This window comes from Oerskovia sp. Root918, assembly GCF_001428945.1.
In the GTDB taxonomy this organism is placed as follows: domain Bacteria; phylum Actinomycetota; class Actinomycetes; order Actinomycetales; family Cellulomonadaceae; genus Oerskovia; species Oerskovia enterophila.
Map to the genome: position 1 here is coordinate 42862 of NZ_LMJG01000002.1, position 23550 is coordinate 66411.

21 protein-coding genes and 4 tRNA genes are annotated in these 23550 nt (G+C 72.6%); 11 read left to right on the forward strand and 14 right to left on the reverse strand.

Going from position 1 to position 23550, the window contains the following annotated elements; all coding sequences use genetic code 11:
* Positions 1-36: 36 nt before the first annotated feature.
* On the forward strand, positions 37-957 hold the full coding sequence (locus tag ASE27_RS04975; RefSeq protein ID WP_082608563.1) for a PAC2 family protein: 921 nt from the start codon (positions 37-39) through the stop codon (positions 955-957).
* Positions 958-1071: 114 nt separating this feature from the next.
* On the opposite strand, the gene mshC is transcribed toward ASE27_RS04975, so the two are convergent.
* A complete protein-coding gene (gene mshC / locus ASE27_RS04980; protein ID WP_056646936.1) occupies positions 1072-2346 on the reverse strand; it encodes a cysteine--1-D-myo-inosityl 2-amino-2-deoxy-alpha-D-glucopyranoside ligase in 1275 nt (424 codons plus the stop codon).
* 120 nt (positions 2347-2466) lie between these two features.
* Here mshC and ASE27_RS04985 point away from each other — a divergent pair, with 120 nt between their 5' ends.
* Entirely contained in the window at positions 2467-3609 is a 1143-nt protein-coding gene (locus ASE27_RS04985) for a CorA family divalent cation transporter (RefSeq protein WP_235534546.1), read from the forward strand.
* A 4-nt stretch (positions 3610-3613) separates the two neighbouring features.
* On the opposite strand, the gene ASE27_RS04990 is transcribed toward ASE27_RS04985, so the two are convergent.
* Positions 3614-4474, reverse strand: a complete 861-nt coding sequence (locus ASE27_RS04990; RefSeq protein ID WP_056646941.1) for an undecaprenyl-diphosphate phosphatase — start codon at positions 4472-4474, stop codon at positions 3614-3616.
* A 195-nt stretch (positions 4475-4669) separates the two neighbouring features.
* Here ASE27_RS04990 and ASE27_RS04995 point away from each other — a divergent pair, with 195 nt between their 5' ends.
* Positions 4670-5638 (forward strand): aldo/keto reductase, encoded by a 969-nt coding sequence (locus ASE27_RS04995; RefSeq protein WP_056646945.1) that lies wholly within the window; start codon positions 4670-4672, stop codon positions 5636-5638.
* Between the two features lie 3 nt (positions 5639-5641).
* On the opposite strand, the gene ASE27_RS05000 is transcribed toward ASE27_RS04995, so the two are convergent.
* Positions 5642-5971 carry a hypothetical protein gene (locus ASE27_RS05000; protein WP_056646948.1) on the reverse strand — a complete coding sequence of 110 codons (330 nt, stop codon included), beginning with the start codon at positions 5969-5971 and terminating at the stop codon, positions 5642-5644.
* Between the two features lie 112 nt (positions 5972-6083).
* On the opposite strand from ASE27_RS05000, the gene ASE27_RS05005 reads away from it, so the two are divergent.
* Positions 6084-6314, forward strand: a complete 231-nt coding sequence (locus ASE27_RS05005) for a DUF5703 family protein (RefSeq protein ID WP_056646951.1) — start codon at positions 6084-6086, stop codon at positions 6312-6314.
* 57 nt (positions 6315-6371) lie between these two features.
* On the opposite strand, the gene ASE27_RS05010 is transcribed toward ASE27_RS05005, so the two are convergent.
* From ASE27_RS05010 to ASE27_RS05035, 6 genes are all read right to left on the reverse strand, one after another.
* Positions 6372-7715, reverse strand: a complete 1344-nt coding sequence (locus tag ASE27_RS05010) for a M20/M25/M40 family metallo-hydrolase (protein WP_056647283.1) — start codon at positions 7713-7715, stop codon at positions 6372-6374.
* 93 nt (positions 7716-7808) lie between these two features.
* Positions 7809-9527: a multicopper oxidase family protein gene (locus tag ASE27_RS05015; RefSeq protein WP_157257384.1), complete on the reverse strand. Its 1719-nt coding sequence runs from the start codon at positions 9525-9527 to the stop codon at positions 7809-7811.
* Positions 9528-9738: 211 nt separating this feature from the next.
* The gene (locus ASE27_RS05020) at positions 9739-11826 is read right to left on the reverse strand and encodes a M3 family metallopeptidase (RefSeq protein WP_056646954.1); all 2088 of its coding nucleotides are present in this window, start codon (positions 11824-11826) and stop codon (positions 9739-9741) included.
* 96 nt (positions 11827-11922) lie between these two features.
* Positions 11923-12567 carry a GNAT family N-acetyltransferase gene (locus tag ASE27_RS05025; RefSeq protein ID WP_056646957.1) on the reverse strand — a complete coding sequence of 215 codons (645 nt, stop codon included), beginning with the start codon at positions 12565-12567 and terminating at the stop codon, positions 11923-11925.
* 125 nt (positions 12568-12692) lie between these two features.
* A complete protein-coding gene (ald, locus tag ASE27_RS05030; RefSeq protein ID WP_056646960.1) occupies positions 12693-13808 on the reverse strand; it encodes an alanine dehydrogenase in 1116 nt (371 codons plus the stop codon).
* 226 nt (positions 13809-14034) lie between these two features.
* The gene (locus tag ASE27_RS05035; protein ID WP_056646963.1) at positions 14035-15243 is read right to left on the reverse strand and encodes an RtcB family protein; all 1209 of its coding nucleotides are present in this window, start codon (positions 15241-15243) and stop codon (positions 14035-14037) included.
* Between the two features lie 94 nt (positions 15244-15337).
* Between ASE27_RS05035 and ASE27_RS05040 the strand changes: the two genes are divergently transcribed.
* Complete coding sequence (locus tag ASE27_RS05040) at positions 15338-15820, forward strand: YdeI/OmpD-associated family protein (RefSeq protein WP_157257385.1); 483 nt, start codon at positions 15338-15340, stop codon at positions 15818-15820.
* Between the two features lie 74 nt (positions 15821-15894).
* On the opposite strand, the gene ASE27_RS05045 is transcribed toward ASE27_RS05040, so the two are convergent.
* Positions 15895-17112, reverse strand: a complete 1218-nt coding sequence (locus ASE27_RS05045; protein WP_082608580.1) for an AI-2E family transporter — start codon at positions 17110-17112, stop codon at positions 15895-15897.
* A 270-nt stretch (positions 17113-17382) separates the two neighbouring features.
* On the opposite strand from ASE27_RS05045, the gene ASE27_RS05050 reads away from it, so the two are divergent.
* The 6 genes from ASE27_RS05050 (at position 17383) to ASE27_RS20560 (ending at position 19045) form a co-directional block, all read left to right on the forward strand.
* A tRNA-Leu gene (locus ASE27_RS05050) sits at positions 17383-17467 on the forward strand.
* A 14-nt stretch (positions 17468-17481) separates the two neighbouring features.
* Positions 17482-17566: transfer RNA gene (locus ASE27_RS05055), tRNA-Leu, on the forward strand.
* 103 nt (positions 17567-17669) lie between these two features.
* Positions 17670-17754, forward strand: a tRNA-Leu gene (locus ASE27_RS05060).
* Positions 17755-17842: 88 nt separating this feature from the next.
* Positions 17843-17927: transfer RNA gene (locus tag ASE27_RS05065), tRNA-Leu, on the forward strand.
* A gap of 198 nt (positions 17928-18125) precedes the next feature.
* Positions 18126-18887: a class E sortase gene (locus ASE27_RS05070; protein WP_056646967.1), complete on the forward strand. Its 762-nt coding sequence runs from the start codon at positions 18126-18128 to the stop codon at positions 18885-18887.
* Complete coding sequence (locus tag ASE27_RS20560; protein WP_169834197.1) at positions 18887-19045, forward strand: hypothetical protein; 159 nt, start codon at positions 18887-18889, stop codon at positions 19043-19045. Before ASE27_RS05070 ends, ASE27_RS20560 begins: the two co-directional genes overlap by 1 nt.
* A 69-nt stretch (positions 19046-19114) precedes the next feature.
* Here ASE27_RS20560 and ASE27_RS05075 read toward each other — a convergent pair whose 3' ends face one another.
* From ASE27_RS05075 to ASE27_RS05090, 4 genes are all read right to left on the reverse strand, one after another.
* Positions 19115-19549 carry a VOC family protein gene (locus ASE27_RS05075; RefSeq protein ID WP_056646968.1) on the reverse strand — a complete coding sequence of 145 codons (435 nt, stop codon included), beginning with the start codon at positions 19547-19549 and terminating at the stop codon, positions 19115-19117.
* Between the two features lie 111 nt (positions 19550-19660).
* Entirely contained in the window at positions 19661-21055 is a 1395-nt protein-coding gene (locus ASE27_RS05080; RefSeq protein WP_235535360.1) for an LssY C-terminal domain-containing protein, read from the reverse strand.
* 43 nt (positions 21056-21098) lie between these two features.
* The gene (ligA, locus tag ASE27_RS05085; RefSeq protein WP_162259217.1) at positions 21099-23114 is read right to left on the reverse strand and encodes an NAD-dependent DNA ligase LigA; all 2016 of its coding nucleotides are present in this window, start codon (positions 23112-23114) and stop codon (positions 21099-21101) included.
* Between the two features lie 133 nt (positions 23115-23247).
* A complete protein-coding gene (locus tag ASE27_RS05090; RefSeq protein WP_056646973.1) occupies positions 23248-23532 on the reverse strand; it encodes a hypothetical protein in 285 nt (94 codons plus the stop codon).
* Positions 23533-23550: the final 18 nt, after the last annotated feature.

Below are 23550 nucleotides of genomic sequence, written 5' to 3' on the forward strand. Positions count from 1 at the left end.
CCCGGTCCGGTCGCTCACGCGGCCTAGGCTGGGACGATGAACGAGACCCCGGAACCGATCGACCCGGCCGACCTGCCCGAGCCGACCACCCCGGCCCTGCCTCCGTCGTCGGCCGACGAGCCTCGACAGGCCGTGATGCTGGCGGCGTTCGAGGGGTGGAACGACGCAGGGGGCGCAGCGACCGCCGCGCTCCTGCACCTGCACGACGTCTGGGGCGCGGAGGAGATCGCGGCGATCGACCCCGAGGAGTACCACGACTTCCAGGTCAACCGCCCGGTCGTGACCACCTCGGACGACGGCCGACGGGAGATCACGTGGCCCACCACGACCGTGACCGCGGTGACCGTGCCCGCCAGCGGGCGACGCGTGGTCCTGGTGCACGGGATCGAGCCGTCGATGCGCTGGCGCACGTTCTGCCGCGAGCTGCTCGACATCGCCGAGCGAGAGGGGGTCACGACCGTCGTGACGATCGGCGCGCTGCTCGCCGACGTGCCGCACACGCGCCCCATCCCCATGACGGCCACGTCGGAGAGCGTGGGCCTGCGGGCTGTCCTCGACGTCGAGCAGAGCTCGTACGAGGGCCCCACGGGGATCGTCGGTGTGCTCCAGCACGCGGCCGCCGAGCGCGGCATGCAGTCGGTGTCGTTGTGGGCGGCCGTGCCGCACTACGTCGCGAACTCGCCGTCCCCCAAGGCCACGCTCGCGATCCTGGCGCGGGTCGAGGAGCTCCTGTCGGACCCCGTCCCGCTGGGCGACCTGCCCGAGGAGGCCGTGGCCTGGCAGCACGGCGTCGACGAGCTCGCGGCCGAGGACGCCGAGATCGCCGAGTACGTGCAGCAGCTCGAGGAGGCCAAGGACACGGCCGAGCTGCCCGAGGCGAGCGGCGAGGCGATCGCGCGCGAGTTCGAGCGCTACCTGCGCCGCCGCGACAACGGGTCGGGCGGGCCGCTGCCCTAGCGAAGGCCCCGGGCAGCGCGGCCCAGGACGACTGCGGCCCGCGGCACCTCCCTCAGGGGAGGCGCCGCGGGCCGCGGCGTTCACCGGCCGGCTGCACCGGCCGTCCGGCAGGCTCTAGAGACGCACCCCGAGCAGGGCGTTGACCATCCGCGAGATCACGCCGGGGGCGCCCTCGGTGTCTTCCGAGGTGTCCCGGCCCTCCGCGAGCGAGACGTCGGCCCACGCGTCGACGGCCGCGAGCGCCGTGGGCGCGTCGAGGTCGTTCGCGAGGGCCTCGCGCACGGCGGCGAGGGTCGCGTCGGCGTCGGGTCCACCGTTGCCGGACACCGCCGAGCGCCACCGCTCGAGGCGTTCGACGGCGGCCGGGAGGTCGGCGTCGGTCCACTCCCACTCGGAGCGGTAGTGGTGCGCGAGGAGCGCGAGGCGGATGGCCATGGGGTCGACGCCCGTGGCGCGCAGGGCCGAGACGAACACCAGGTTCCCGCGGGACTTGCTCATCTTCTCGCCCTGGTAGGCGACCAGACCGGCGTGCACGTGGTTGCGCGCACCGAACCCGTGGTCGAGCAGGCGGTCGTGCGAGGTCGACATCTCGTGGTGCGGGAAGAGCAGGTCGGCGCCGCCGCCCTGGATGTCGAAGGGCAGGCCCAGTCCGTCGCGGGCGATGACCGCGCACTCGATGTGCCAGCCGGGGCGTCCGGTGCCGAGGCTCGCGCCGTCCCACGAGGGCTCGCCCACGCGCTCGCGCCGCCACAGCAGCGGGTCGAGGGGGTCCTTCTTGCCGTCGCGCTCGGGGTCTCCCCCGCGCTCGCCGAAGAGCCGCACCATGTCGTCGCGGCTGAGCCGCGAGACGGCGCCGAAGCGCGCGTCGGCGCTCAGGTCCGCGTACACGTCGCCCAGCTCGGGGGCGTCACCGCCCGCGCCGGGCTCGACCGGGACGCGGTAGGCGAAGCCGTCCTCGATGAGCGCCTCGACGGCCTGGACCACGTCCGGGATGGCCTCGACCGCGCCGCGGTACACCTCGGGGGGCACGACGCCGAGGGCCGTCATGTCCTCGGCCAGCAGGGCCGTCTGCTCGACCGCGAGGTCCCACCAGTCCACGCCCGTCGCGGTCGCGCGCTCGAGCAGCGGGTCGTCGACGTCGGTCACGTTGGACGCGTACGTCACGGCATGACCTGCGTCGCGCCAGGCGCGGTTGAGGAGGTCGAAGCCGACGTAGGTCGCGGCGTGCCCGATGTGGGTCGCGTCGTACGGGGTGATCCCGCAGACGTACATGGTCGCGGTGTCCCCCTCCGCGGCGACGACGAGCTCCCCGGTGGTGCTGTCGTGCACCTGGATCGGGAGGCCTCGGCCGGGCAGGGACGGGATCTGGGGCATGGGCCAGCTGTGCACGCGACAACCTTAACCGCGAACGGTCACCCGGGTTTCGCGGTGCCCGCGGGTCGAGGTGCCCGACGACGAGGGCGCACCCGCCCCGGTGGCGCGCCCGCGCCGTCGGGCCAGAATGCAGGGGTGAGCCAACCCACACGACCTGACGACCCCCGTCCCACCGGAGGACGGCCCGAGGAACCGGGCTCCCCGCGCTCGGAGCCCCCCCGGTACAAGGAGCTGTGGGTCGAGGGGCCCGACGGGCGCGTGACGCCCGTGTCCCGCCCCGGGGACGGGTCCGGCCGGTGGGCGGACGCCGAGGACTCGCCGGGCAGCAGCGGGAGCCCGGGCAGCGGCGGCGAGACCTCGGGCACCGACCCGGGCGGCGCCCGCTGGTACGAGGTGCGCACGCTCGAGGACTTCGTGAGCGCCGCGGACGCGCTCGGCGTCGGGCTCGCGAGCCAGGTGGGCCGCGGGCACCTGCCGGTCCACGTGCGCCACGTCAAGCACCCTCTGGCGCACGTCGAGCACATCGGGATGGACTGGCTCCTGGTCGTCACGCCCACCGTGTCGTTCTCCGAGGAGGACCGTCAGGTCAGCACGGGCAGCTTCTGCCTCCTCGTGGGCCCCGACGTGGTCGTCACGGTCGAGAAGGGCACCGCGGGCGTCCACGACCGCATGCGTGAGCACCTGACAGGCCCGTCGCACGGACGCAGCACGGGGTTCCGCCACGTCGCGGAGGAGGCCCTGTTCGCGCTCGTGTCCACGTCCTCGGACGTCGAGCTCGCGCTCGGCGACGCGGTCGCCGAGGTCGAGAAGATCGTGTTCGAGACCAGGCGGCGCACCGACCCGGTCCTGCCCATCTACGACCTCAAGCGCGAGATCACCGAGGCCCGTCGCGCGCTGCTGCCCATCACGGCCGAGCTCCCCGAGCTGGTCTCGGGCAGCGCCCGCTCCCGCATCACGTTCGACAAGCGGCTCATGGAGCGCCTCGTGTCGACCGTCGAGCGGATCGACCGCCACCTCGACGCGCACGACGACCTGCTGTCCGACATGCTCTCGGTGCACCTGTCCCAGGTGTCGGTGCGCCAGAACGAGGACATGCGCACGATCAGCGCCTGGGCCGCGATCCTCGTGTTCCCCACGATCGTGGGCGGGATCTACGGCATGAACTTCGACCACATGCCCGAGCTGCACTGGACCCTGGGCTATCCCCTGGCCATCGCGATCATGGTGCTCGGCTGCTTCGGGCTCTACGGCGCGTTCAAGAAGGTCGGCTGGATGTAGCGGGTCAGGCGAGCGGCTGGAGCACACCGACCGTGAGCAGGACCACGACGACCGCCGCGAGCACGAGCCGGTAGATCACGAACGGCTTGTAGCTGAACGTCGAGACGATCTTGAGGAACGCGATGATCACGAGGTAGCCCACGACGAACGCGACCAGGGTCGCGATGAGCGTCGCGCCGAACCCGGGAGAGCCCGGGACGGGCTCGCCCGTGACCGACTTGGCGAGCTGGTAGAACCCCGAGCCCAGGACCGCGGGGATCGCGAGCAGGAACGAGTAGCGGGCCGCGGCCTCTCGCGTGAAGCCCATGAGCAGGCCCGCCGTGATGGTGCCGCCCGACCGGGACACGCCGGGGACCAGGGCGAGCGCCTGCGCCAGCCCGAACCCGACGGCCTGGCGCGGGGTCAGCTCGTCGAGCGTGCGCGTCTTGGCGCCGACCCGGTCCGCGAACCCGAGGAGCAGGGCGAAGACCGTCAGGGTGAGGGCCGTGATGTACAGGTTGCGCAGCGACGCCTCGATCGCGTCCTGGAACGCCAGGCCCAGGACCACGATGGGGATCGAGCCGAGCGCGATGAACCACGCCATGGCCGCGTGGTGGTCGTGCTTGCCCATGCGCGAGCGCCAGTCGCTGCCGTGGGCGCCGCGCAGCGACCGCCACCAGGCCGAGCAGATCGTGGCGATGTCGCGCCGGAAGTAGATGATCACAGCGGTCTCGGTACCGATCTGGGTGATCGCCGTGAAGGCCGCCCCCGGGTCGGCCGAGCCGATGAGCTCACCGACGATGCGCAGGTGCGCGCTCGAGGACACCGGCAAGAACTCGGTCAGGCCCTGGACGAGGCCGAGGAGGATCGCTTCCCACGCATTCACGAGCGGTCACGATACCCGCCGTACCGCCGCTCCCCTGGACCGACAGGCCTCGCGGGGACGACCGTCGCCGAGCCGTCACGTGCCGGCCGTCTCCAGGACACCGCCCGGACACGTCCGCGCAGAGCGACGGACCTCACCCTGGCGACGCGCGCCACGTCCGGGCGGGGCGCGCCCCTGGCCGGTAATCTGCCGCGCATGGAACTTCGTCAGCTCGGTCGTACCGGCCTGCGCGTCTCCCCCCTGGGCCTCGGGACCATGACGTGGGGCCGCGACACCGACGAGATCGACGCCGCGGAGCAGCTCCGCGACTTCGTCGACGCCGGGGGGAACCTCGTCGACACCGCCGCCTCGTACGGCGGCGGCGACAGCGAGTCGATGATCGGCTCGATCCTCTCGGGCAAGGTCGACCGGCGCGACGTGCTGCTGTGCACCAAGGCAGGCATCCGGACCACTGCCGACGGCAACACGGTCGACGCCTCGCGCGGCGCGCTGCTCGACTCGCTCGACGCCTCGCTCGAACGCCTGGGCACCGACCACGTCGACCTCTTCCTGGTCCACACGCCCGACCCGCGCACGCCGTTCGCCGAGACGCTCTCCGCGTTGCGGCTCGCGGTCACCACCGGACGTGCGCGCTACGTGGGCCTGTCCAACCACCCGGGGTGGGCCGCCGCTCGGGCCGCCGCGTCGCTCGACGCGCACGGCGACGTCGGGCTCGCCGCGGTCGAGCTCGAGTACTCGCTGCTCCAGCGCGGGATCGAGCGCGACGTCGTGCCTGCTGCGACCGAGATGGGGTTCGGGGTGCTCGCGTGGTCGCCCCTGGGGCGCGGGGTCCTCACGGGCAAGTACCGCAGCTCGCTGCCCGCGGACTCGCGCGGTGCGTCCTCGCACCTCGCCGGGTTCGTGCAGCCCTACCTGGACGGCGAGTCGTCGGGGATCGTGGAGGCAGTGGCCACGGCCGCGAACGGCCTGGGCCGCGCGCCCCTGGACGTCGCCCTGGCCTGGCTCCTCGAGCGGCCGGCCGTGTCGAGCGCGATCGTCGGTGCGCGCACCCCTGCGCAGCTGCGCGCGTCGCTCGCGGCCTGCGACCTCGAGCTGCCCGACGCGGTGCACTACGCGCTCGACGACGTCAGCGCCCTGCCGCTCGGGTACCCCGAGCGCTGGTGAGGGTCAGCGGCTGACCCCGTCGGTCAGGTCGACCTGGTCGAGCTCCTCGTCCTGGTCGTCGAAGTCCTGCTCGTCGCCCTCGTCACCCTCGTCGTCCTCGTCGTCTCCGTCGTCTTCACCTTCGTCGTCGTCGTCCTCGGCGAGGTAGAACGGGGTGGCCTCGCCGTGCACCTGGGCGAGCGCCTCGTCGTACACCTCGTAGGCGTCGGCGAGCACGTAGTAGGCGTCGTCGACCGCCGGGTCGTCCTCGCCACGGCGAGCGGCGACCGCGGTGTAGTGGGCCTCGAGGGCCGCGATGAATCGATCGAGAGCGGCGCGCGGGTCAGCGGTCATACCCTGACGGTAGACCTGAGCGAGGCACAATGGCACTCGGAATCCCTCGGCGGGAGGGTGAGGTACGGCTCACCGCTCCCCCGGCTCGGAACGAACGCGTGGACGGTGACGGATGACGAGCACGACCCCTCGGCAGCGGACCGGCTGGGCCGAGAACGGCGGCCAGTACGAGTACCGGGTGCTCACGATCGACCGGTCGGTGAGCCGCCACGACGCGGTCCGCCTCCTGACCGACGAGGCCGAGCACGGGCACTGGGAGCTCGAGCGCACGCGCCTGTACGTGGGCGGTGAGCGGCGCGTGTGGCTGCGCCGCAAGATCATCCGGGTGCGCTCGACCCTCTGAGACCCCCGACCGTCCGCCCCTGCCCGCCGGGCTCGCCGACGGGCAGGGATCGTCGCCTCAGCAGGTCCGCAGCAGGCGGTCCAGGACGCGCACGCCGAACTTCAGGGACGCGACGGGCACGCGCTCGTCGACCCCATGGAACATGCCCGAGAAGTCCAGGTCCGCGGGGAGCTGGAGCGGGGCGAACCCGTAGCCCGTGATGCCGAGCCGCGCGAGCGACTTGTTGTCGGTCCCGCCCGAGAGCGTGTACGGCAGGACCGTGGCACCCGGGTCCTCGGCGTGCAGCGACGCGATCATGGCGTCGACCAGGTCGCCCTCGAAGGGCACCTCGAGCGAGATGTCGCGGTGGATGGGCTCGATCCGCACGTGCTCGCCCACGAGCCCCTCGATGACCGCGAAGCCCTCGTCCTCGTGGCCCGGCAGCAGGCGCGCGTCGATCGCGGCCTCGGCGCGCCCGGGGATGACGTTGGCCTTGTAGCCGGCACCGAGCTGAGTGGGGTTGGACGTGTGGCGGACGGTCGCGCCGACGAACCGCGAGGCCGGGCCGAGGGCCGCGACGAGCGCGTCGATGCTCGCCTCGTCGCGGGGGTCGTAGGGCAGGTCGGTCAGCTCGGCCACACCGCGCAGCAGCGCGTCGACCGTGGGCGTGATGGTGTACGGCCACTGGTAGGCGCCGATCCGCGCGACCGCGGCCGCGAGGTGCGTCACGGCGTTGTCGGCGTTGACCTGCGAGCCGTGCCCGGCGCGTCCCTCGGCGACGAGCCGGAGCCAGGCGATGCCCTTCTCGGCGGTCTGGAGCAGGTAGGCACGCTTGCCGTCGATGTCGACCGAGAAGCCGCCGACCTCGCTGATGGCCTCGGTCGCGCCCTCGAAGATCTCGGGGCGGTGGTCCACGGCCCAGCTCGCGCCGTACGTGCCGCCGGCCTCCTCGTCGGCGAAGAACGCCACGACGACGTCGCGCGCGGGCTTGCGTCCCTCACGGACCATCTGGCGCACGACCGCGAGGATCATCGCGTCCATGTCCTTCATGTCGACCGCACCGCGCCCCCACAGCAGCCCGTCCTTCTCCTCGCCCGCGAACGGGTCGACCGACCAGTCGGAGGCCTGGGCGGGCACGACGTCGAGGTGCCCGTGCAGGACGAGCGCGGGTCGCGTGGGGTCCTGACCCGGCAGGCGCACGACGACGCTCGCGCGCCCCGGCGCGGACTCGAACAGCTCGGGGCTCAGCCCGACCTCGTGGAGCGAGGCCATGACGTACTCGGCCGCGGCCCGCTCGCCCGGGCCGGACCCGTCCCCGAAGTTCGACGTGTCGATGCGCAGCAGGTCCTGGCAGATGCGCGCGACCTCCTCCTCGGCGGTCGGGTGGGCCGGGGGGTTCGCGGAGTGGGCGTGGCTCGTCATGGCCACACCGTACCCGGTGGGTTCGCCGCCCTCGAAGCGTTCGCGAGGTGTCTCGCCCCGCGAACGCACGAGCGCCCGGGATGTGGTCAGACCTCAGCCGTGGTGTCCCTCGCCGGTGAGCGGCGAGCGCCGCGGACCGGTCCCGCCGCGCGGCGGATCGTCGGACGCGGACGCGTGACCGCCCTCGTGCCCGACGTCGTCGCTCACCCCGGGCAGCACGTCGCCCGGGGCGGGACGCCCCGCCGTACCGGGGGCTGCCGCCGGGTCGACGACCACGAACTGCCCCATCATCCCCTGGTCCTCGTGGCGGAGCAGGTGGCAGTGGAACATGTAGGGGTGCTCGGCGTCGGGCGTGGTGCCGAACGTGACCAGGAGCCGGGTGATCCTGCCGGGGCGGACGTAGACGGTGTCCTGCCACCCGTCGAGCTCGAGGGGTGGTGCCTCGCCCGAGACGTCGAGCACCTGGAACTGGGCGTCGTGGACGTGGAAGTTGTGCGGCGAGTCGTCGAGGCTCGTGACCTCCCAGACCTCGGTCGCGCCGGCGTCGACGACCTCGTCGATCCGGCGCAGGTCCATGTCCTGGCCGTTGATCGCGGTGCCCGAGAGCTCGAAGCGGCGCGTGACGCTCGCGCTCGCCGCATCGGCGGCAGGAAGGCTCGCGAGGCGAGCGGGCACGGGCTCCGAGGGCGTGAGCCGGTCGGCCGCGCGCAGCTCGAGCACGTCGAGGGTGTCGTCGCCGCCCGCGAAGCGCGCGGTGAAGGCGTTCGCGCCGAGCTCCTGCGGGAAGCTGCGCAGCACGGGCCGTTCGCCGGGGGCCAGACCGACGACGATCTCGGCCCGGTCGCCCGGCGAGAGCTGGAGGCGGTCGGTCGTGACGGGCGCGTCGAGCAGGCCGCCGTCCGAGCCGACCACCTGGAACGCGCGGCCGTCGTCGAACCCGAAGTCGTAGATGCGCGCGTTGGACCCGTTGAGCAGGCGCAGCCGGACCTGCTCGGTCGTGACGTCGAGGTAGGGGTTCGCCGTCCCGTTGACCAGGACCACCGCGCCGCGCACGCCCGTGCTCGACAGGAAGGGGTCGGCGTCGTCGAGCCTGCCGTCGGGGTGGAACTTCTTGTCCTGGACCACGAGGGGCACGTCGTCGACCCCGTACTCGTGCGGCAGGGCGTCCTGGACCGCGGCCTCGGGCGAACCCGCGGGCTCGTCGAGCAGGAACAGGCCGGCCAGGCCACGGTAGACGTGGTCGGCCGTGCGTCCGTGCAGGTGCGGGTGGTACCAGAGCGTCGCCGCGGGCTGGGCGATCGTCCACGTCGGGGACCACGTCTGCCCGGGGTCGACCTGCTGGTGCGGCCCGCCGTCCATGACCGCGGGCAGCTTCATGCCGTGCCAGTGCAGCGTGCTCGTCTCGGACATCGAGTTCGTCACGTCGATGCGGACCTGCTCGCCGCGGGTCGCGCGCAGCGTCGGCCCCAGGAACGTCCCGTCGACACCGAGCGTCGGAGTGAGCCCGCCCTGCCCCAGGTCGGTCTCGCCCTCCTGCAGGTCGAGCGAGAACACGCGGACCCCGTCCTCGAGGCTCGACCCGGCGAGCGGCGGGATCGCGAGCGGGCGCGTGAACTCGACCTCGCCCGCGGTCGAGGTCGCACCCCGGGAGAACGCGAGCGCGACGCCCGCGGCGATCCCGCCGACGACGAGGGCGACGAGCACCACCACGACGACGACCCAGCGGCGCCGACGGCGAGGTACGGGCCGGGGCCCGGCGCCCTCCGCGGGGGTCGCGGGGGCGGCGTCGTCGTCGTCGGGCAGGACGGTCATGTCGGTCGCAGGGCTCCCAGGTCAGGTCGGTGCGGACGGCGCCGCTGCCGGCGGGCCGCCGGGGCGGCTCGCCTCCAGGCTAGGGAGGGCACCCCGTCGGGCACATCGGGGGTCTCCCCCACCCCTGCCCTGAACCGACCCTGGCTCGCTCCGGGCGCCCGGGCGCCGAGGTGGACCCGTGCGTGGGTCCACCTCGGCGCAGCGGGGACGACTACGCGTCGAGCCCGCGACGCGTCAGGAGCGGGGCGATCTCCGGGTCGCGGCCGCGCAGGTCCGCGAACGCGACCATGGGGTCGACCGAGCCGCCGCGCGCGAGCAGCTTCTTGCGGAACGCGTCGCCGTTGGCCCGGTTCAGGCCGCCGTTCTCCTCGAACCAGGTCACGGTGTCGGCGTCGAGCACCTCGGACCAGATGTAGGAGTAGTAGCCGGCCGAGTAGCCGCCGCCGAACACGTGGTTGAAGTACGTCGTGCGGTAGCGGGGCGGCACGGGCGCGAACCCGACGCCGGCCGCGTCGAGCGCCGCGGCCTCGAAGGGCAGGACCTCGTCGACGCTCGTGGGGACCTGCTCGGGGGCGAGCTGGTGCCAGGCCTGGTCCAGCAGCGCGGCCGCGAGGTACTCGGTCGTCCCGAAGCCCTCGTTGAACAGGCGCGAGGCCAGCATGGTCTCCACCCACGCGGCAGGCATGGGCTCGCCCGTGACGTGGTGGACCGCGTAGGACGTGAGGATCGTGGGCTCCCAGGCCCACATCTCGTTGACCTGCGAGGGGTACTCGACGAAGTCGCGCGGCACCTCGGTGCCCGACTGCGACGGGTAGCGCACGTCCGAGAACAGCCCGTGCAGCGCGTGGCCGAACTCGTGGAAGAGCGTGATGACCTCGTCCCACACGAGCAGCGTGGGCTCGCCCGCCGGGGGCTTGACGATGTTGAGGTTGTTCACGACGACGGGCGGCTGGTCGAGCAGGTGGTTCTGGTCGACCAGGTTGTTCATCCACGCGCCGCCACGCTTGGACTCGCGCGTGTAGAAGTCCGCCAGGAACAGCCCGAGCCCCTGGTCCTGCTCGCCGACCGGGCCGTCGAAGACCTCGAACACGCGGACGTCGGGGTGGTAGCCCACCAGGTCGGAGCGCTCGGCGAACGAGATGCCGTAGAGCAGGTTCGCGGCCTTGAACACGCCGTCGGTCACGACGCGGTCGAGCTCGAGGTAGGGACGCAGTGCGGCGTCGTCGAGCGAGTAGCGCTCCTTGCGGACCTGCTCGGCGAGGTAGGCCCAGTCGGACGCGCGCAGCTCGGCGTCGTCGCCTGCCTCGCGGGCGAGCGCGACCTCGAGGTCGCCGGCCTCGCGGCGCGCGTTGGCGACCGCGGCCGGGGCCAGGCGCGAGAGCATCGCGTTGACGGCGCCGGTCGTCTTGGCCGTGGCGTCCTCGGCGATGTACGCCGCGTGGTGGTCGTACCCGAGGAGGCGGGCGTGCTCGGCGCGCAGGCGCGCGAGGTCGATCACGATCTGGCGCGTGTCGTTGTCGTCGCCCGTCGCGCCGCGCGTCATGGACGCCTGCTGGACGCGCTCCCGGGTCTCGCGGCGCGCGAGCGACGCGATGACGCCCTGCTGCGTGGGCAGCTGCATCTCGAGGAGGTACTTGCCCTCGTGCCCGCGCGTCGCGGCCGCTGCGGCCGCCGCGGCGATCGCGTCCTCGGGCAGGCCCTCGAGCTCGGCTGCGTCGTCGACCAGGACGCTCGCGGCGTTGGCGCCCGCGAGGAGCTTGCGGCCGAACGCGGCCTCGAGCGAGGTCAGCTTCCCGTTGAGGTCGCGCAGGCGGTCCTGGTCCGCGGCGTCGAGCTCGATGCCCGAGCGGCGGAAGTCGACGAGCAGCGTGTGCAGGAGCCAGGCCGTGTCGGCCTCGAGCGTGAGGTCGCCCGCGTCGACGGCGTCCTGGAGCGCACGGACGCGCGCGTACAGGCGGGCGTCCATGTAGATCGCGTCGTGGTGCGCCGAGAGCTCGGGAGCGATGGTCTCCTCGATGTCCTCGAGTCCCGGCGTCGAGTCGGAGCTCGCGACGTTGTAGAAGACCGTGACCGCACGGGTCAGGAGCCGGCCCGCGGACTCGAGGGCCTCGAGCGTGTTGGCGACCGTGGGCGCCTCGGGGTTGGTGACGATCCCCTCGATCTCCGCGCGCTCGGCGTCCATGCCGGCGCGCAGAGCGGGGAGGTAGTGCTCCTCGCGGATCGTCGTGAAGTCGGGGAGCTGGTACGGGAGGGTGGACGCCGCGGCGAAGGGGTTGGCCGGGTCGAGGGTGCTCGTCATGCGTCCTATCTTCGCCCGACGCGCGCCGTGGTCACGACACCCTTCCCGGCGTGGTCGCCCTCGACCGTGCGCCGACCGTCCGCCCGGACCCGCTCGTCACGCCCGTGGCGCCGGCTCCCCCGCACCCGCGTCCGCCCCCACGCGGTCCCCTGCCTCGGCGGACGGCCACGGCTCGACCGGCTCGCGCGGGTCGCCGGCGAGGAGGGTGCCGATCCACGCGTCGCGGCGCACGCCCCGCTGGACGCCGAAGCCCCGCACCGTCCCCTCGACGCGGAACCCGAGCCGCCACGCGACGCGACGCGAGGCCCAGTTGCCCGTGAACGCGGTCCAGACCATGCGTGCGAGCCCGAGCCCCTCGTCGTCGAACGCCCAGTCGGTCACGATCCGCCCGGCCTCCGTCATGAGTCCCTCGCCGCGCGCCTCAGGTGCGAGCCAGTACCCGATCTCGGCCGACCTCTCGGGGGTGGGCGAGGTGTCCATCGCGAGCCCCACCATGCCGAGGACCGGCCCCTCGGGGGCATCTGGTCGGCGGATCGCCCACGTGTTCCCACGGCCGGTGCGCCACGACTCGGGCACGACCTCCTCGATGAACGCCGCCGCGTCCGCCCGCGTGTACGGGCTGGGCACGGTGGTCCAGGCGGCGATCTCCGCGCCCTGGCAGAGCTCGGTGATGCGGTCCACGTCCGCAGCGGTGGGCATCGCCAGGTGGACGTGCTCGTTGGACAGGACGAAAGGCTCCATCCGGACAGCATGCCACTCGGCGTGCGGGGCCGACAGGGCCCTGTCCGCCCGGACGACCGAGGCCCCGGCGGGCCACGCGGCACGGCTGGTCCTCGCGCCGCTCCGCTGTGCCCCTGACGCCCAGGTCACTCCCCCAGGACGTCCTCGGCGCGCGTCCAGGGCAGGCCGAGCGCCCCGCCCACCTGCTCGTTGACCAGGGTCCCGGTCACGGTCGACAGCCCGTTGCGCAGCAACGGGACCGTCCGCAGCGCTCGCGTCCCGCCGTCGGCGAGGAGCGCGAGGTAGGGCAGCGTCGCGCTCGTCAGGGCGTGCGTGCTGGTCACGGGCACCGCGCCCGGCATGTTCGCGACGCAGTAGAACGTCGAGCCGTGCACCTGGAACGTGGGGTCGTCGTGGGTCGTGGGCCGGGTGTCCTCGAAGCAGCCGCCCTGGTCGACCGCGATGTCGACGAGGACCGACCCCGACCGCATGCGCGCCACGAGGTCGTTCGTCACGAGCCGCGGCGCCCGGGCCCCCGCGACGAGGACCGCGCCGATCACGAGGTCGGCCCCGAGCACCTCCTGCTCGATCGCGTACGCGCTCGACGCCACGGTCCGCACGTGGCCCGCGAACTCCTGGTCGAGCGCACGCAGGACGGGCAGCGACAGGTCGAGGATCGTGACCTCGGCGCGCATCCCGACCGCGATCTCGGCCGCGTGCCGACCGGCGGTCCCGCCGCCGAGGATCACGACCCGCCCCGGCCTGCTCCCGGGCACGCCGCCGAGCAGCACGCCCGAGCCGCCCGCGGGACGCATCAGGTGATAGGCCCCGACCTGCGTCGCCATACGCCCGGCCACCTCGCTCATGGGCGCGAGCAGCGGGAGCGTGCCGTCGGGCGCCTGGGCGGTCTCGTAGGCGACCGCGGTCGTCCCCGCGTCGAGCAGCGCAGCCGTGCCGAGGGGGTCGGCGGCCAGGTGCAGGTACGCGAAGAGCAGCAGGTCGTCGCGCAGGAGCGGGTACTCGCTGGGCACGGGCTCCTTGACCTTGCACACGAGCTCGGCGCGCCCCCAGACCTCCTCGGCCGTGCTCACCAGGCGCGCGCCGGCGCTCGCGAACTCCTCGTCGGAGATGGCCGACCCTCGCCCCGCCCCGGCCTGGACCAGGACCTCGTGCCCCGCGGCGACCAGGTGATGGGCGCCCGCCGGGGTGACCGCGACGCGGAACTCGTTGTTCTTGACCTCGGCTGGAATCCCGATCCTCATGCCGTCAGCGTGTCGCGTGCCGGCCGATCACGCGCGCCGAGCGCCCGAGCGCCAAGGGCTCGGGGCGTGGCAGCGCGTGCGGCACCGCGTCCCGCCGTCCCCTGCCTGCCCGACGGCGGAGCGCACCATCGCGGGGAAGGTGCGCTCCGCCGTCGGGCCGGGCTGGGGACGGCCCCAGCCTGGCCCCTGGCGAGGACGCCCCGGTGCGCGACGACCCGTGAGCCGGTCAGTCGCCCTTGACGTTGACGATCTGCCGCAGCGTGTGACGCACCTCGACGAGGTCCGCCGCGTCCTGCATGACCCGGTCGATCGACTTGTACGCCGCCGGGATCTCGTCGATGAACGCGTCGGTGTCGCGGTACTCGATGCCCGCCATGGCCTCGCGCAGCTGCTCGTGCGTGAAGGTCTTGCGCGCCTTGCTCCGCGAGTACTCCCGTCCCGCGCCGTGCGGCGCGGAGTCGAGCGCGAGCGGGTTCCCCTTGCCCACGACGACGTACGACGCGGTGCCCATGGACCCCGGGATGAGCCCCGGGTCCCCCTCGCGGGCGCGGATGGCCCCCTTGCGGGAGACCCACACGTCCTTGTGGAAGTGGTGCTCGCGCTCGGTGAAGTTGTGGTGGCAGTTGATGCGCTCGGCCTCCTCGACCGGGGCGAGCCCCGACCAGGCGTCGAACGCGGCCACGACGCGGTCCATCATCTCCTCACGGTTGAGCAGCGCGAAGTGCTGGGCCCACCGCAGCTCGCGGATGTACGCCCAGAACTCGTCGGTGCCCTCGGCGAGGTACGCGAGGTCCTTGTCCGGCAGGTCGATCCAGTACCGGGTCATGAGCTCGCGCGCGACCGCGATGTGGTGCTGCGCGATCTTGTTGCCGACCCCGCGCGACCCCGAGTGCAGGAAGAACCAGACCCGGTCCTCCTCGTCGAGGCTGACCTCGATGAAGTGGTTCCCGGACCCCAGCGACCCGAGCTGCAGGCGCCAGCTCCCTGCGTACCGTGCAGGGTCGAAGCCGGCCTTGTCCGCGAGCGCCTCGAGCTCGGCCACGCGCGCCTCGGCCGTCTCGGTCAGGCGCTGGTTGTAGGAGCCGGCGCTCGTGGGCACGGCCTTCTCGATCGCGAGCCGCAGGTCGCGCAGCGCTGGCCCGGCGACGTCGCCGGCCGTGTACTGGGTCCGGACCGCGACCATGCCGCAGCCGATGTCGACGCCGACCGCGGCGGGGATGATCGAGCGCAGCGTGGGGATGACCGAGCCGACGGTCGCGCCCAGGCCCAGGTGGGCGTCGGGCATGAGGGCCAGGTGCGGGTAGACGAACGGCATGGTCGAGGTGCGCTCGGCCTGCTCGCGGGCGCCGGCGTCGAGGATCGAGGCCCAGCTCCAGAGGGTCGTGGTCAGGCGGGTCGCCGCGTTCTTCGCGGTCGCCCGGGTGTTCGTGCTCATGGCGAGAACTGTGGCAGGTCGCCGCGAACGGCGGCGACTGATTTGGACGACAAGTCCGGGTGCCGTGGCCGCACGGCGGGGCTAGCGTCGGAGCGTGCCCACCTGGACGAACCCCGGCCTGCTCGAGTTCGACGCCGTCATCACCCGGTCCTCCGAGCGCGGCGCGGGGTCGTTCGTCGCGTTCCCGGGCGACGTCTCGGAGCTGTTCGGGACCAGGGGGCGGGTCCCGGTCGCGACGACGATCGACGGCGTCCCGTACCGCGGCTCGCTGGTCACGTACGGCGGGCCGCACCTGCTGGGCGTCCTCAAGGCGGTCCAGGAGCAGATCGGCAAGGGGCCGGGCGACACCGTGCACGTGCGCCTCGAGCTCGACGACGCGCCCCGCGTGGTCGCCCTGGCCCCCGACGTCGAGGCCGCCCTCGCGGCCGGCGGCGTGCTCGACGCGTTCCGGGCGATGTCGTACTCGCACCAGCGCGAGTACGCGGCGTGGGTCGAGGACGCCAAGCGCCCCGCGACGCGGGTGTCGCGCATCGACCGGACGGTCGAGCGGGTGCGGGCGGGGCTCCGCCTCAAGTAGGCGGGCTGTCCGCACGGGGTGGGCTGCGTCGTCGGGCTGGGCTTCCTGGTCGCTGCCCGACGACGGCGCGCACCTCAGGCGTCGGCCGTCGCCTCCTTGTCGTTGGCGCCCCCTCCGTTCGAGGAGCGCTCACGCCCGGACAGGGCGATCTCCTTGGCCGTGGGGATCTCGTCCTCCATGGGCGGGTCCTTGCGGCGCAGCTTGCTGAAGACCGCCCAGGCGACCGCGACGAGAGGGACCGAGACCACGGCGCCCAGGATGCCCGCGATGAACGTTCCCGACGTGACCGCGAGCGCGACCACGACGGGGTGCAGCGAGACCTGCTTGCCCATGACCAGCGGCTGGAGGATGTGGCCCTCGAACTGCCCGATGAGCGCGATGAAGATACCCACGAGGGCCGCGTTGACGACGCCGTTGGCCGCCAGCGCGACCACCATGGCGACGACCATCGCTGCGGGCGCACCGATGAGCGGGATGAACGCGCCGATGAACACCAGGACAGCGAGCGGCGCCGCGAGGGGTACCCCCAGCACGACGAGCACGATCGCGGCGAGGATCCCGTCCGCGAGCGCGATGATGACCGTCCCCCGGGCATATCCCGAGAACGTGTACCAGCCCGCCCCGCCGGCCACGGTCCACGTCTCGCGCGACCGCGCGGGGAGCTGGTTGAGGAACCAGGTCCACATGTCCTTGCCCCGGGCCAGGAAGAAGATGGTGCAGAAGATCGCGAGCGCGAGGACCGCGAAGGCCTCGAACACCGAGCCCGCGCTCGCCGCGGCCTGGCTCGCGATGTCGCCGCCGTGCTCGGTGATCCACGTGCGGGCGTTCTCGATCCAGGTCTCGATGTCGGCGGACGTGATCGTGACGGGCAGCGGCCCGTTCTCCAGGAAGTCGAAGATCTTCTCGATGCCGCTGTTGAACTGGCCGGCCAGCTTGTCCCACTGTCCCGCGACCGAGGTGATGACGTAGGTCAGCAGGCCCCCCAGCACCAGGAACGCCGAGAGCAGCGCGAGAGCGGTGGCAAGCCCGCGCGGCATGATCTTCGCGTACCAGTCGGTCACCGGGCGCAGGACCGAGGTGATGACCAGGGCCAGGAAGACCGCGATGAACACGATCTGCACCTGCGCGGTCGCGTAGAAGATCACGCCGATGCCCGCGATCAGCAGCAGGAGCCGCCAGGACCACCCCGCGCTCGTGCGCAGCCAGGCCGGGACGGTGTCGTCGTAGCCGACGACCGACGGGTTCCGCCGCGCACCCGCGACCTTTCGCGCTGCGGGACTGGCGCCGGCCAGGTGCTTGACCGAGGCCGAAGGACGATCACCCCCGCTCCCCACGCTCGACGACGAGGCGCCGTCCTGTCGTGCGTCCTTGTCCTCGGCCACGAGCACCCCATCCCACTGACGATCCGGTTGGTGAAACCAGCCCTGACCTGCACCGACCGGTGCGCGGGGACCAGGGCCGCTCCCCAGTCTGCCCCACGGACCCGATGCACGCTTGGTGCCCGAAACGTGTTATGTTTTTCCCCGCAAGGCCCCCGGCGGGAACGCCGGGACCTGACACCTGTCCGGGTGGCGGAATGGCAGACGCGCTAGCTTGAGGTGCTAGTGCCCTTTATCGGGCGTGGGGGTTCAAGTCCCCCTCCGGACACTCGTTGAGACAGNGTCCGGGTGGCGGAATGGCAGACGCGCTAGCTTGAGGTGCTAGTGCCCTTTATCGGGCGTGGGGGTTCAAGTCCCCCTCCGGACACTCGTTGAGACAGCGAACCGCGAAGCGGACCAGGGAAACCTCGGTCCGCTTCGTTGTGCGGGACCCGGTGGAAGCACCGGCAGCAGGACACAGCAAGACACCCGTCCGGGTGGCGGAATGGCAGACGCGCTAGCTTGAGGTGCTAGTGCCCTTTATCGGGCGTGGGGGTTCAAGTCCCCCTCCGGACACTCGTTGAGACAGCGAACAGCGGAGCGGGTCCAGGGAAACCTGGGGGGGGTGTTGCCATCGTCCCACTCGTCGTTCTCCGCCACGGCNGTCCGGGTGGCGGAATGGCAGACGCGCTAGCTTGAGGTGCTAGTGCCCTTTATCGGGCGTGGGGGTTCAAGTCCCCCTCCGGACACTCGTTGAGACAGCGAACAGCGGAGCGGGTCCAGGGAAACCTGGGCCCGCTCCGCTGTTCTGCACCCGCCTCCCCTGCCCCGGTCTTTCACCTGCGGAGACGGGCCTTTCCACCCTCCGCGCACGGGCCCCCGCCCGCCCGGACCGACTAGGCTGTGGACTCGATCCGCGCCGCGGTCTCGACCGGAGAAGAGGGCTTGTGAGGCACACCAGCAACCGAACGCACGGCCGTTCCGGCGGCGGGGCCGTCTCTGCGGCCTTCGGGGTGCTGGGCGAGCTGCTGATCACCCTCGGCGTGATCTTCGGCCTGTTCGTCGTATGGCAGCTGTGGTGGACCACGGTCCAGTCGAACCAGGCCGCGCAGACCATCATGACCCAGTTCCAGGAGACCCTTCCCGAGGCCCCGCAGGTCGCGGGCGAGCTGCGCACCGACGCACCGCCCGTCCCGGAGGCCGCGGCCGAGGGCGAGACCATCGGTGCCCTCGTCGTCCCTGCCTGGTACGGCAAGACCGACAACACCATGCCGATCGTCCAGGGCACCACGACCGCGCTGCTCAACAAGGCCGTCGCCGGTCACTACACGCAGACCCAGCAGGTCGGCGAGGTCGGCAACTTCGCGCTCGCCGGGCACAGGCGTACGTACGGCAACTCGTTCCGCTTCGTCAACGAGCTCGTCGAGGGCGACCAGGTCATCGTCGAGACCGCGACCACCTGGTACGTGTACGAGGTCACGGGCCACGAGATCGTGCTCCCGAGCCAGGTCGACGTCATCGCCCCCGTACCGAACCAGCCCGGCGTCGAGCCCACCGAGCGGCTCCTGACCCTCACGACGTGCCACTCCCCCACCCTGGGAGAGTTCGGCAACTCCCACCGCTGGATCACCTACGCGAAGTTCGTCGGCTGGATGGACCGTGCCGACGGCATGCCCGAGCAAGTCCTCAACGACCCAGGAGTGCAGTGATGTACGGGTGGATCTTCCGGCACCTGCCGGGCAACCGCTTCGCCAAGGTCGTCCAGTCGCTGATCCTGGTCGCGGCCGTGGTGCTCGTGCTGTTCACGTGGGTGTTCCCGTGGGTCGCCGAGACGTTCAACGTCAACGGCGACCCGAACTTCGACTAGAGCGGCTATCGCCGGACGCGGCACCGACTCGCCGGGTCAACAGGGCACGGGTCGCCTCTGAGCCGCGGCTCAGTCGAGACAGAACTCGTTGCCCTCGACGTCCTGCATCACGATGCAGGACTCCTCGTCCTCGTCGGCCGGCAGCAGGCGCACGCGGGTCGCGCCGAGCGCGACCAGCCGCGCACACTCGGCCTCGAGCGCCGCGAGGCGCTCGGCGCCCACGAGCCCGGTGCCGACCCGCACGTCGAGGTGCACGCGGTTCTTGACGACCTTGCCCTCGGGGACGCGTTGGAAGTAGAGACGCGGCCCCACGCCCGTGGGGTCCTGGCAGACGAACGCGGCCCCTCGGTCCGCGGGCGGCAGAGAGCCGGCGAAGTCCTCCCAGGTGGCGAACCCCTCGGGTGGCGGCGGGACCACGTAGCCCAGCACCTCGCACCAGAAGCGGGCGACGCGCTCGGGATCCGCACAGTCGAAGGTGACCTGGAACTGCTTGACCTCTGCCATCGGGCCACGATATCCACGCGTCCTTCGTCGAGCACGGCCGATCGCCTCGCGACACGCCAGCGGCACGCCAGCGACACGCCAGCGGCACGGCACTGGCACGAGCCGGGACCGTCACCCGACGGCGGGCACCACGGGCGCGCGCCGGCGTTCTCGCCGGAGCCGCCGTTCCGTCCGCTCGTCCCGCGTGTAGGCCGCGGCGTCCCTGCTCGAGAGCGTGAGCAGCACCAGGATGTCCAGCGCCACGGTCAACAGCGTGGTGCGGAGCGTGATCTGGTCCCCCGACACCGCCCACCCCACGAACGATGACGTGGTGCTGATCGCGGCCAGCACCATGACCAGGGCGCGTGCCCAGGTCCGACCCTTGAAGACCCGCCAGGCCAGGAAGAGCTGGAACAGGGCGACGAGCGAGAGGAGCACCACGACCACGACCAGCAGGGGGCCCGACGCCTCGTCGAGGTCCTGCTGCGTCACGTCGCCGCCCAGGAACAACGACCTCAGCGTCTGGTCCCAGTGCAGCGCGAGGTTCGCGAGCCAGATCATGTCCGCGACGACGCCCAGCACGACGAGCAGCGCGCCGGCCGTCGTGGCGGCCGGGCGGCGAGGCTTCTGCGCGGCGCGGTCCGCGACTCGTTCGGCAGGCGCCGCCACCGCCCGGACGTCGACCACGGGAAGGTCGCCGTCGGTCCTGATCGCGTCACCGCCGCCGTTGCGCGCGTGATAGCCCGTCGAGAAGTCCTCGATGACCTCGACCTCGACGCCGACGTCGGCTCCCTCGAGCGTGGCCACGACGTGGTCGCGCTCCTGGTCCGTGTCCGCCTCGATCTTGTGCGTGACCTGGAGCGTGAAGAGCGAGAAGCCCACGGACCGGTCGTAGGTCCCGGCCGCGAGCCAGTCGACACGACGTCCCCCGGGCAGCGGCCAGTCGGGCGGGCACCGCCAGAACCGGATGTGGTGCCGTCGCGACGGGTTGCCCTCGACCTCCTGCTGGTACGCGAAGTCCTGCTGACGCCCGAACAGGAACAACGGGCTCACGGGAGCCTGGTCGTAGCTGCGCCTGCTCAGGGTCGCCGCGACGATCCGCCCGCTCGAGGCCAGCGTGACGTCGTCCGCGACCGTCCACCCCGCGGCCTCCATCGCGGCACGCACCTGGCCCTCCTCGCCCAGCAGGGCAAGGTTGACGGGGTCGCCCAGCAGGCCGTTCGCGGTCCGGGTGCGACCGATGAAGTACTCGGGCACGTAGAGCGTCGTGAGGATGCGGTGCAGGCGTGGCAGGGCCAGGTACGCGATCACGAGCCACACCGCGACGACGTAGAGGACCGTGAACCAGCCGATGTGGATCGACTCGCTCAGCACGAGCCACGCGAGCCACACCGACGCGAGGCCCGCGAAGACGAAGAAGAAGCCGTCCCCGAGCTCGACGAGCCGGTGGCTCACGCGGCGCCGCGGCGCCGGGCCGGTGGCCGGGATCACGGGGCCGACCGCGTCGGGTGCGCTCTGGCGGGTCACGTTCCCACCCTAGGGCGCAGGGCGGGAACGGGCCGGGCGAGCGCTAACCCACCATCTCCAGGAACTCCGCGGGCGTCACGATGCGCACCCCGAGGTCCGTGGCCTTGACGTACTTGCTCGAGGTCGAGGGCTCCGAGACGAGCAGGCTCGTCGCGGACGACACCGACGAGGACGCCTTGCCGCCGTTGGCCTCGACGAGCTCGGCGACCGTGGTCCGCGAGTAGCCGGGGACGGCGCCCGACACCACGACGGTCATGCCCGCGAGCGGCAGGACCACCGTGTCCTCCGGGTCCGGCGCAGTGCCCGTGTGGACCCCCGCGGCCGCCAGTCGTCCGAGGACCCCTCGGGCTTCGAGGTCGTCGAGCCCCTCACGGATCGCTGCGGCCCGGATGGGTCCGACCCCGTCCACGGCCGCCAGGTCCAGGGCGGTCGCGGCGCGCAGCAGGTCGAGCGTGGGGATGGCCGCCGCGAGGCGGCGTCCCATGGTCCGCCCGGTCATGCGGATGCCCAGCGCCGTGATGACCCGGTTCCAGGCCGCCCCCTTGGCCCGCTCGATCTCCGCGGCGATCTTGACGGCGTTCTTGGCGCCCAGCATGCGGCCCTCGCCGAGCGGCAGCGACGTGAGGGTCTCGACGTCGAGCGAGAAGAGGTCCGCCACATCCGCGACCAGGCCCTGCTCCACGAGCGACTCGACGATCTCCGTGCCGATGCCCTCGATGTCCAGGGCGTCACGGCTCACGGCGTACCGGATCGTCGCGCCGACCGACAGGCTCGGGTCGGTCGAGCGCCACAGCAGCGTGCTCTTGTCCCACTCGCCGCCGTTCGGGTCGGTCGCGGGCGGGGTCCAGGGCGTCGAGTCGGCCGGACGCTCGTCCAGGACCACGGACTCGATGTACGGGATCACATCGTTGGCGCGCTTGACGACCACGGTGTCGCCGACCCGCACGTCCTTCTCGAGCATCCAGGTCGCGTTGTGCCCGGTCGCGAACGTGATGGTCGTGCCGCCCACGAACACGGGCTCGACCTCGACGCGGATCGCGAGACGCCCCGTGCGACCGACCCCGGTCGTGATCGCCACGACCCGGGTCACGGCGGTCTCGGCCTCGTACTTGTACGCGACCGACCACCGCGGGGTGCGCGACCCGGAGCCGAGCCGTGCGCGGTCGGCGTCGAGGTCCGCCTTGACGACGATCCCGTCGATGGGGAACCCGAGGTCCGGGCGCCGCTCGGCGAGCGCGGCCACGGCCGAGCGCACCGCGACCGTGCCCGGCTCCCCGGTCAGGGCCACGGGCTCGCCTCCCGCGAGCCACGGGGCCAGCGCGCGGGCGGTGCCGATCCCGGCCTGCTCGACCACCGTGAGCCGGGCGCTGTACGACGGGTCTGCGACGGTCGCCGGGGAGCCGTCCACGGGCACCACGTCGTACGCCGCGAACGTCAGGAGCCCCGCGTAGGCCGCGTCCCCCTTGCGCAGGATGCCGGCGGCGGCGTTGCGCGGGTTGACGAACGGCGCCCCTCCCAGCCCTGCGCGGGCCTCCTGCGCCGCGGGGAACCGGGCGTCGGCCATGAACACCTCGCCCCGCACCTCGACCGAGAGGTCCGCTCCCACGAGCCGCGCGGGCAGCCCGTCGATCTCGAGCCGTCGGACCCGCTCGGTCACGTCCTCGCCGGTGCGTCCGTCACCGCGCGTGGCGACCAGGTCGAGGCGTCCGGCGCGGTAGAGCGCCCGGATCGCGAGCCCGTCGAGCTTGGGCTCGACGACGACCGGGCCGTCGATCGCGAGCACCAGGGCGTCGAGCGCGTCGAGCGTGGGTGCCTTGTCGAGCGAACCCATCATCGTGGGGTGCTCGACGTCGCCTCCCGCGGACTGGCCCGCTGCCACGGCGTCGAGCAGGTCGGCGAACTGCCCCGCGAGCGAGGGGTCCGCGGCCACGGCGATGCGCAGCTGCTCGATGCCCGAGTCGTACTCGGCGTCCGACATCCTGAGCTCGTCGGTGTCGTAGTAGGCGCCGGCGGCGGCGCGCAGGCTCTCGGCCAGCGCGGTCAGGTCGGTGTCGCTCATCTGCATGCCCTTCGCGTGTGCGTGCTCGCACCCTCGTGCCGGGCCGGTCGGCCCGCGGGGTGCAGTCTTGCGCACGCCACCCACGCGCGCCGGTCGCCGCTCCTCCCGGAGGGCCGGCGACCGACGAGCCGGGTCAGACCGAGCAGTCGCAGACCGGGTTGAACTCGACGACCTGGTCGCCGAGCTCGGGGTGCGCCCAGGCCTGGGCCTCCGCGAGGGAGGCGAACCGGCGTCCGGCGAGCCGCCCGTTGGCGAACAGGACCCCGGCCTCGATCTGGTCGCGCACGTCGTCGTCCGCGCCGCTCGTCGTCTCGGGTCCGGCCGCTCCCCCGTCAGGCGTCCGACGGCGCACGTCGTCGTCCGCCGGGTCCTGGTCCCGCGCGTCGAGGTCCGGTGCGGTGTGCGTCGTGGTGCTCATGATGCGTCCCTCCCGAGA

What these genes read in the sequence shown, in the direction of transcription:
- ASE27_RS04975 (WP_082608563.1), top strand. Translation starts at nt 37, where the DNA reads ATGAACGAGACCCCGGAACCGATCGACCCGGCCGACCTGCCCGAGCCG.
- ASE27_RS04995 (WP_056646945.1), top strand. Translation starts at nt 4,670, where the DNA reads ATGGAACTTCGTCAGCTCGGTCGTACCGGCCTGCGCGTCTCCCCCCTG.
- ASE27_RS05000 (WP_056646948.1), bottom strand. Translation starts at nt 5,971, where the DNA reads ATGACCGCTGACCCGCGCGCCGCTCTCGATCGATTCATCGCGGCCCTC.
- ASE27_RS05005 (WP_056646951.1), top strand. Translation starts at nt 6,084, where the DNA reads ATGACGAGCACGACCCCTCGGCAGCGGACCGGCTGGGCCGAGAACGGC.
- ASE27_RS05010 (WP_056647283.1), bottom strand. Translation starts at nt 7,715, where the DNA reads ATGACGAGCCACGCCCACTCCGCGAACCCCCCGGCCCACCCGACCGCC.
- ASE27_RS05015 (WP_157257384.1), bottom strand. Translation starts at nt 9,527, where the DNA reads ATGACCGTCCTGCCCGACGACGACGACGCCGCCCCCGCGACCCCCGCG.
- ASE27_RS05020 (WP_056646954.1), bottom strand. Translation starts at nt 11,826, where the DNA reads ATGACGAGCACCCTCGACCCGGCCAACCCCTTCGCCGCGGCGTCCACC.
- ASE27_RS05025 (WP_056646957.1), bottom strand. Translation starts at nt 12,567, where the DNA reads ATGGAGCCTTTCGTCCTGTCCAACGAGCACGTCCACCTGGCGATGCCC.
- ald (WP_056646960.1), bottom strand. Translation starts at nt 13,808, where the DNA reads ATGAGGATCGGGATTCCAGCCGAGGTCAAGAACAACGAGTTCCGCGTC.
- ASE27_RS05035 (WP_056646963.1), bottom strand. Translation starts at nt 15,243, where the DNA reads ATGAGCACGAACACCCGGGCGACCGCGAAGAACGCGGCGACCCGCCTG.
- ASE27_RS20560 (WP_169834197.1), top strand. Translation starts at nt 18,887, where the DNA reads ATGTACGGGTGGATCTTCCGGCACCTGCCGGGCAACCGCTTCGCCAAG.
- ASE27_RS05075 (WP_056646968.1), bottom strand. Translation starts at nt 19,549, where the DNA reads ATGGCAGAGGTCAAGCAGTTCCAGGTCACCTTCGACTGTGCGGATCCC.
- ligA (WP_162259217.1), bottom strand. Translation starts at nt 23,114, where the DNA reads ATGAGCGACACCGACCTGACCGCGCTGGCCGAGAGCCTGCGCGCCGCC.
- ASE27_RS05090 (WP_056646973.1), bottom strand. Translation starts at nt 23,532, where the DNA reads ATGAGCACCACGACGCACACCGCACCGGACCTCGACGCGCGGGACCAG.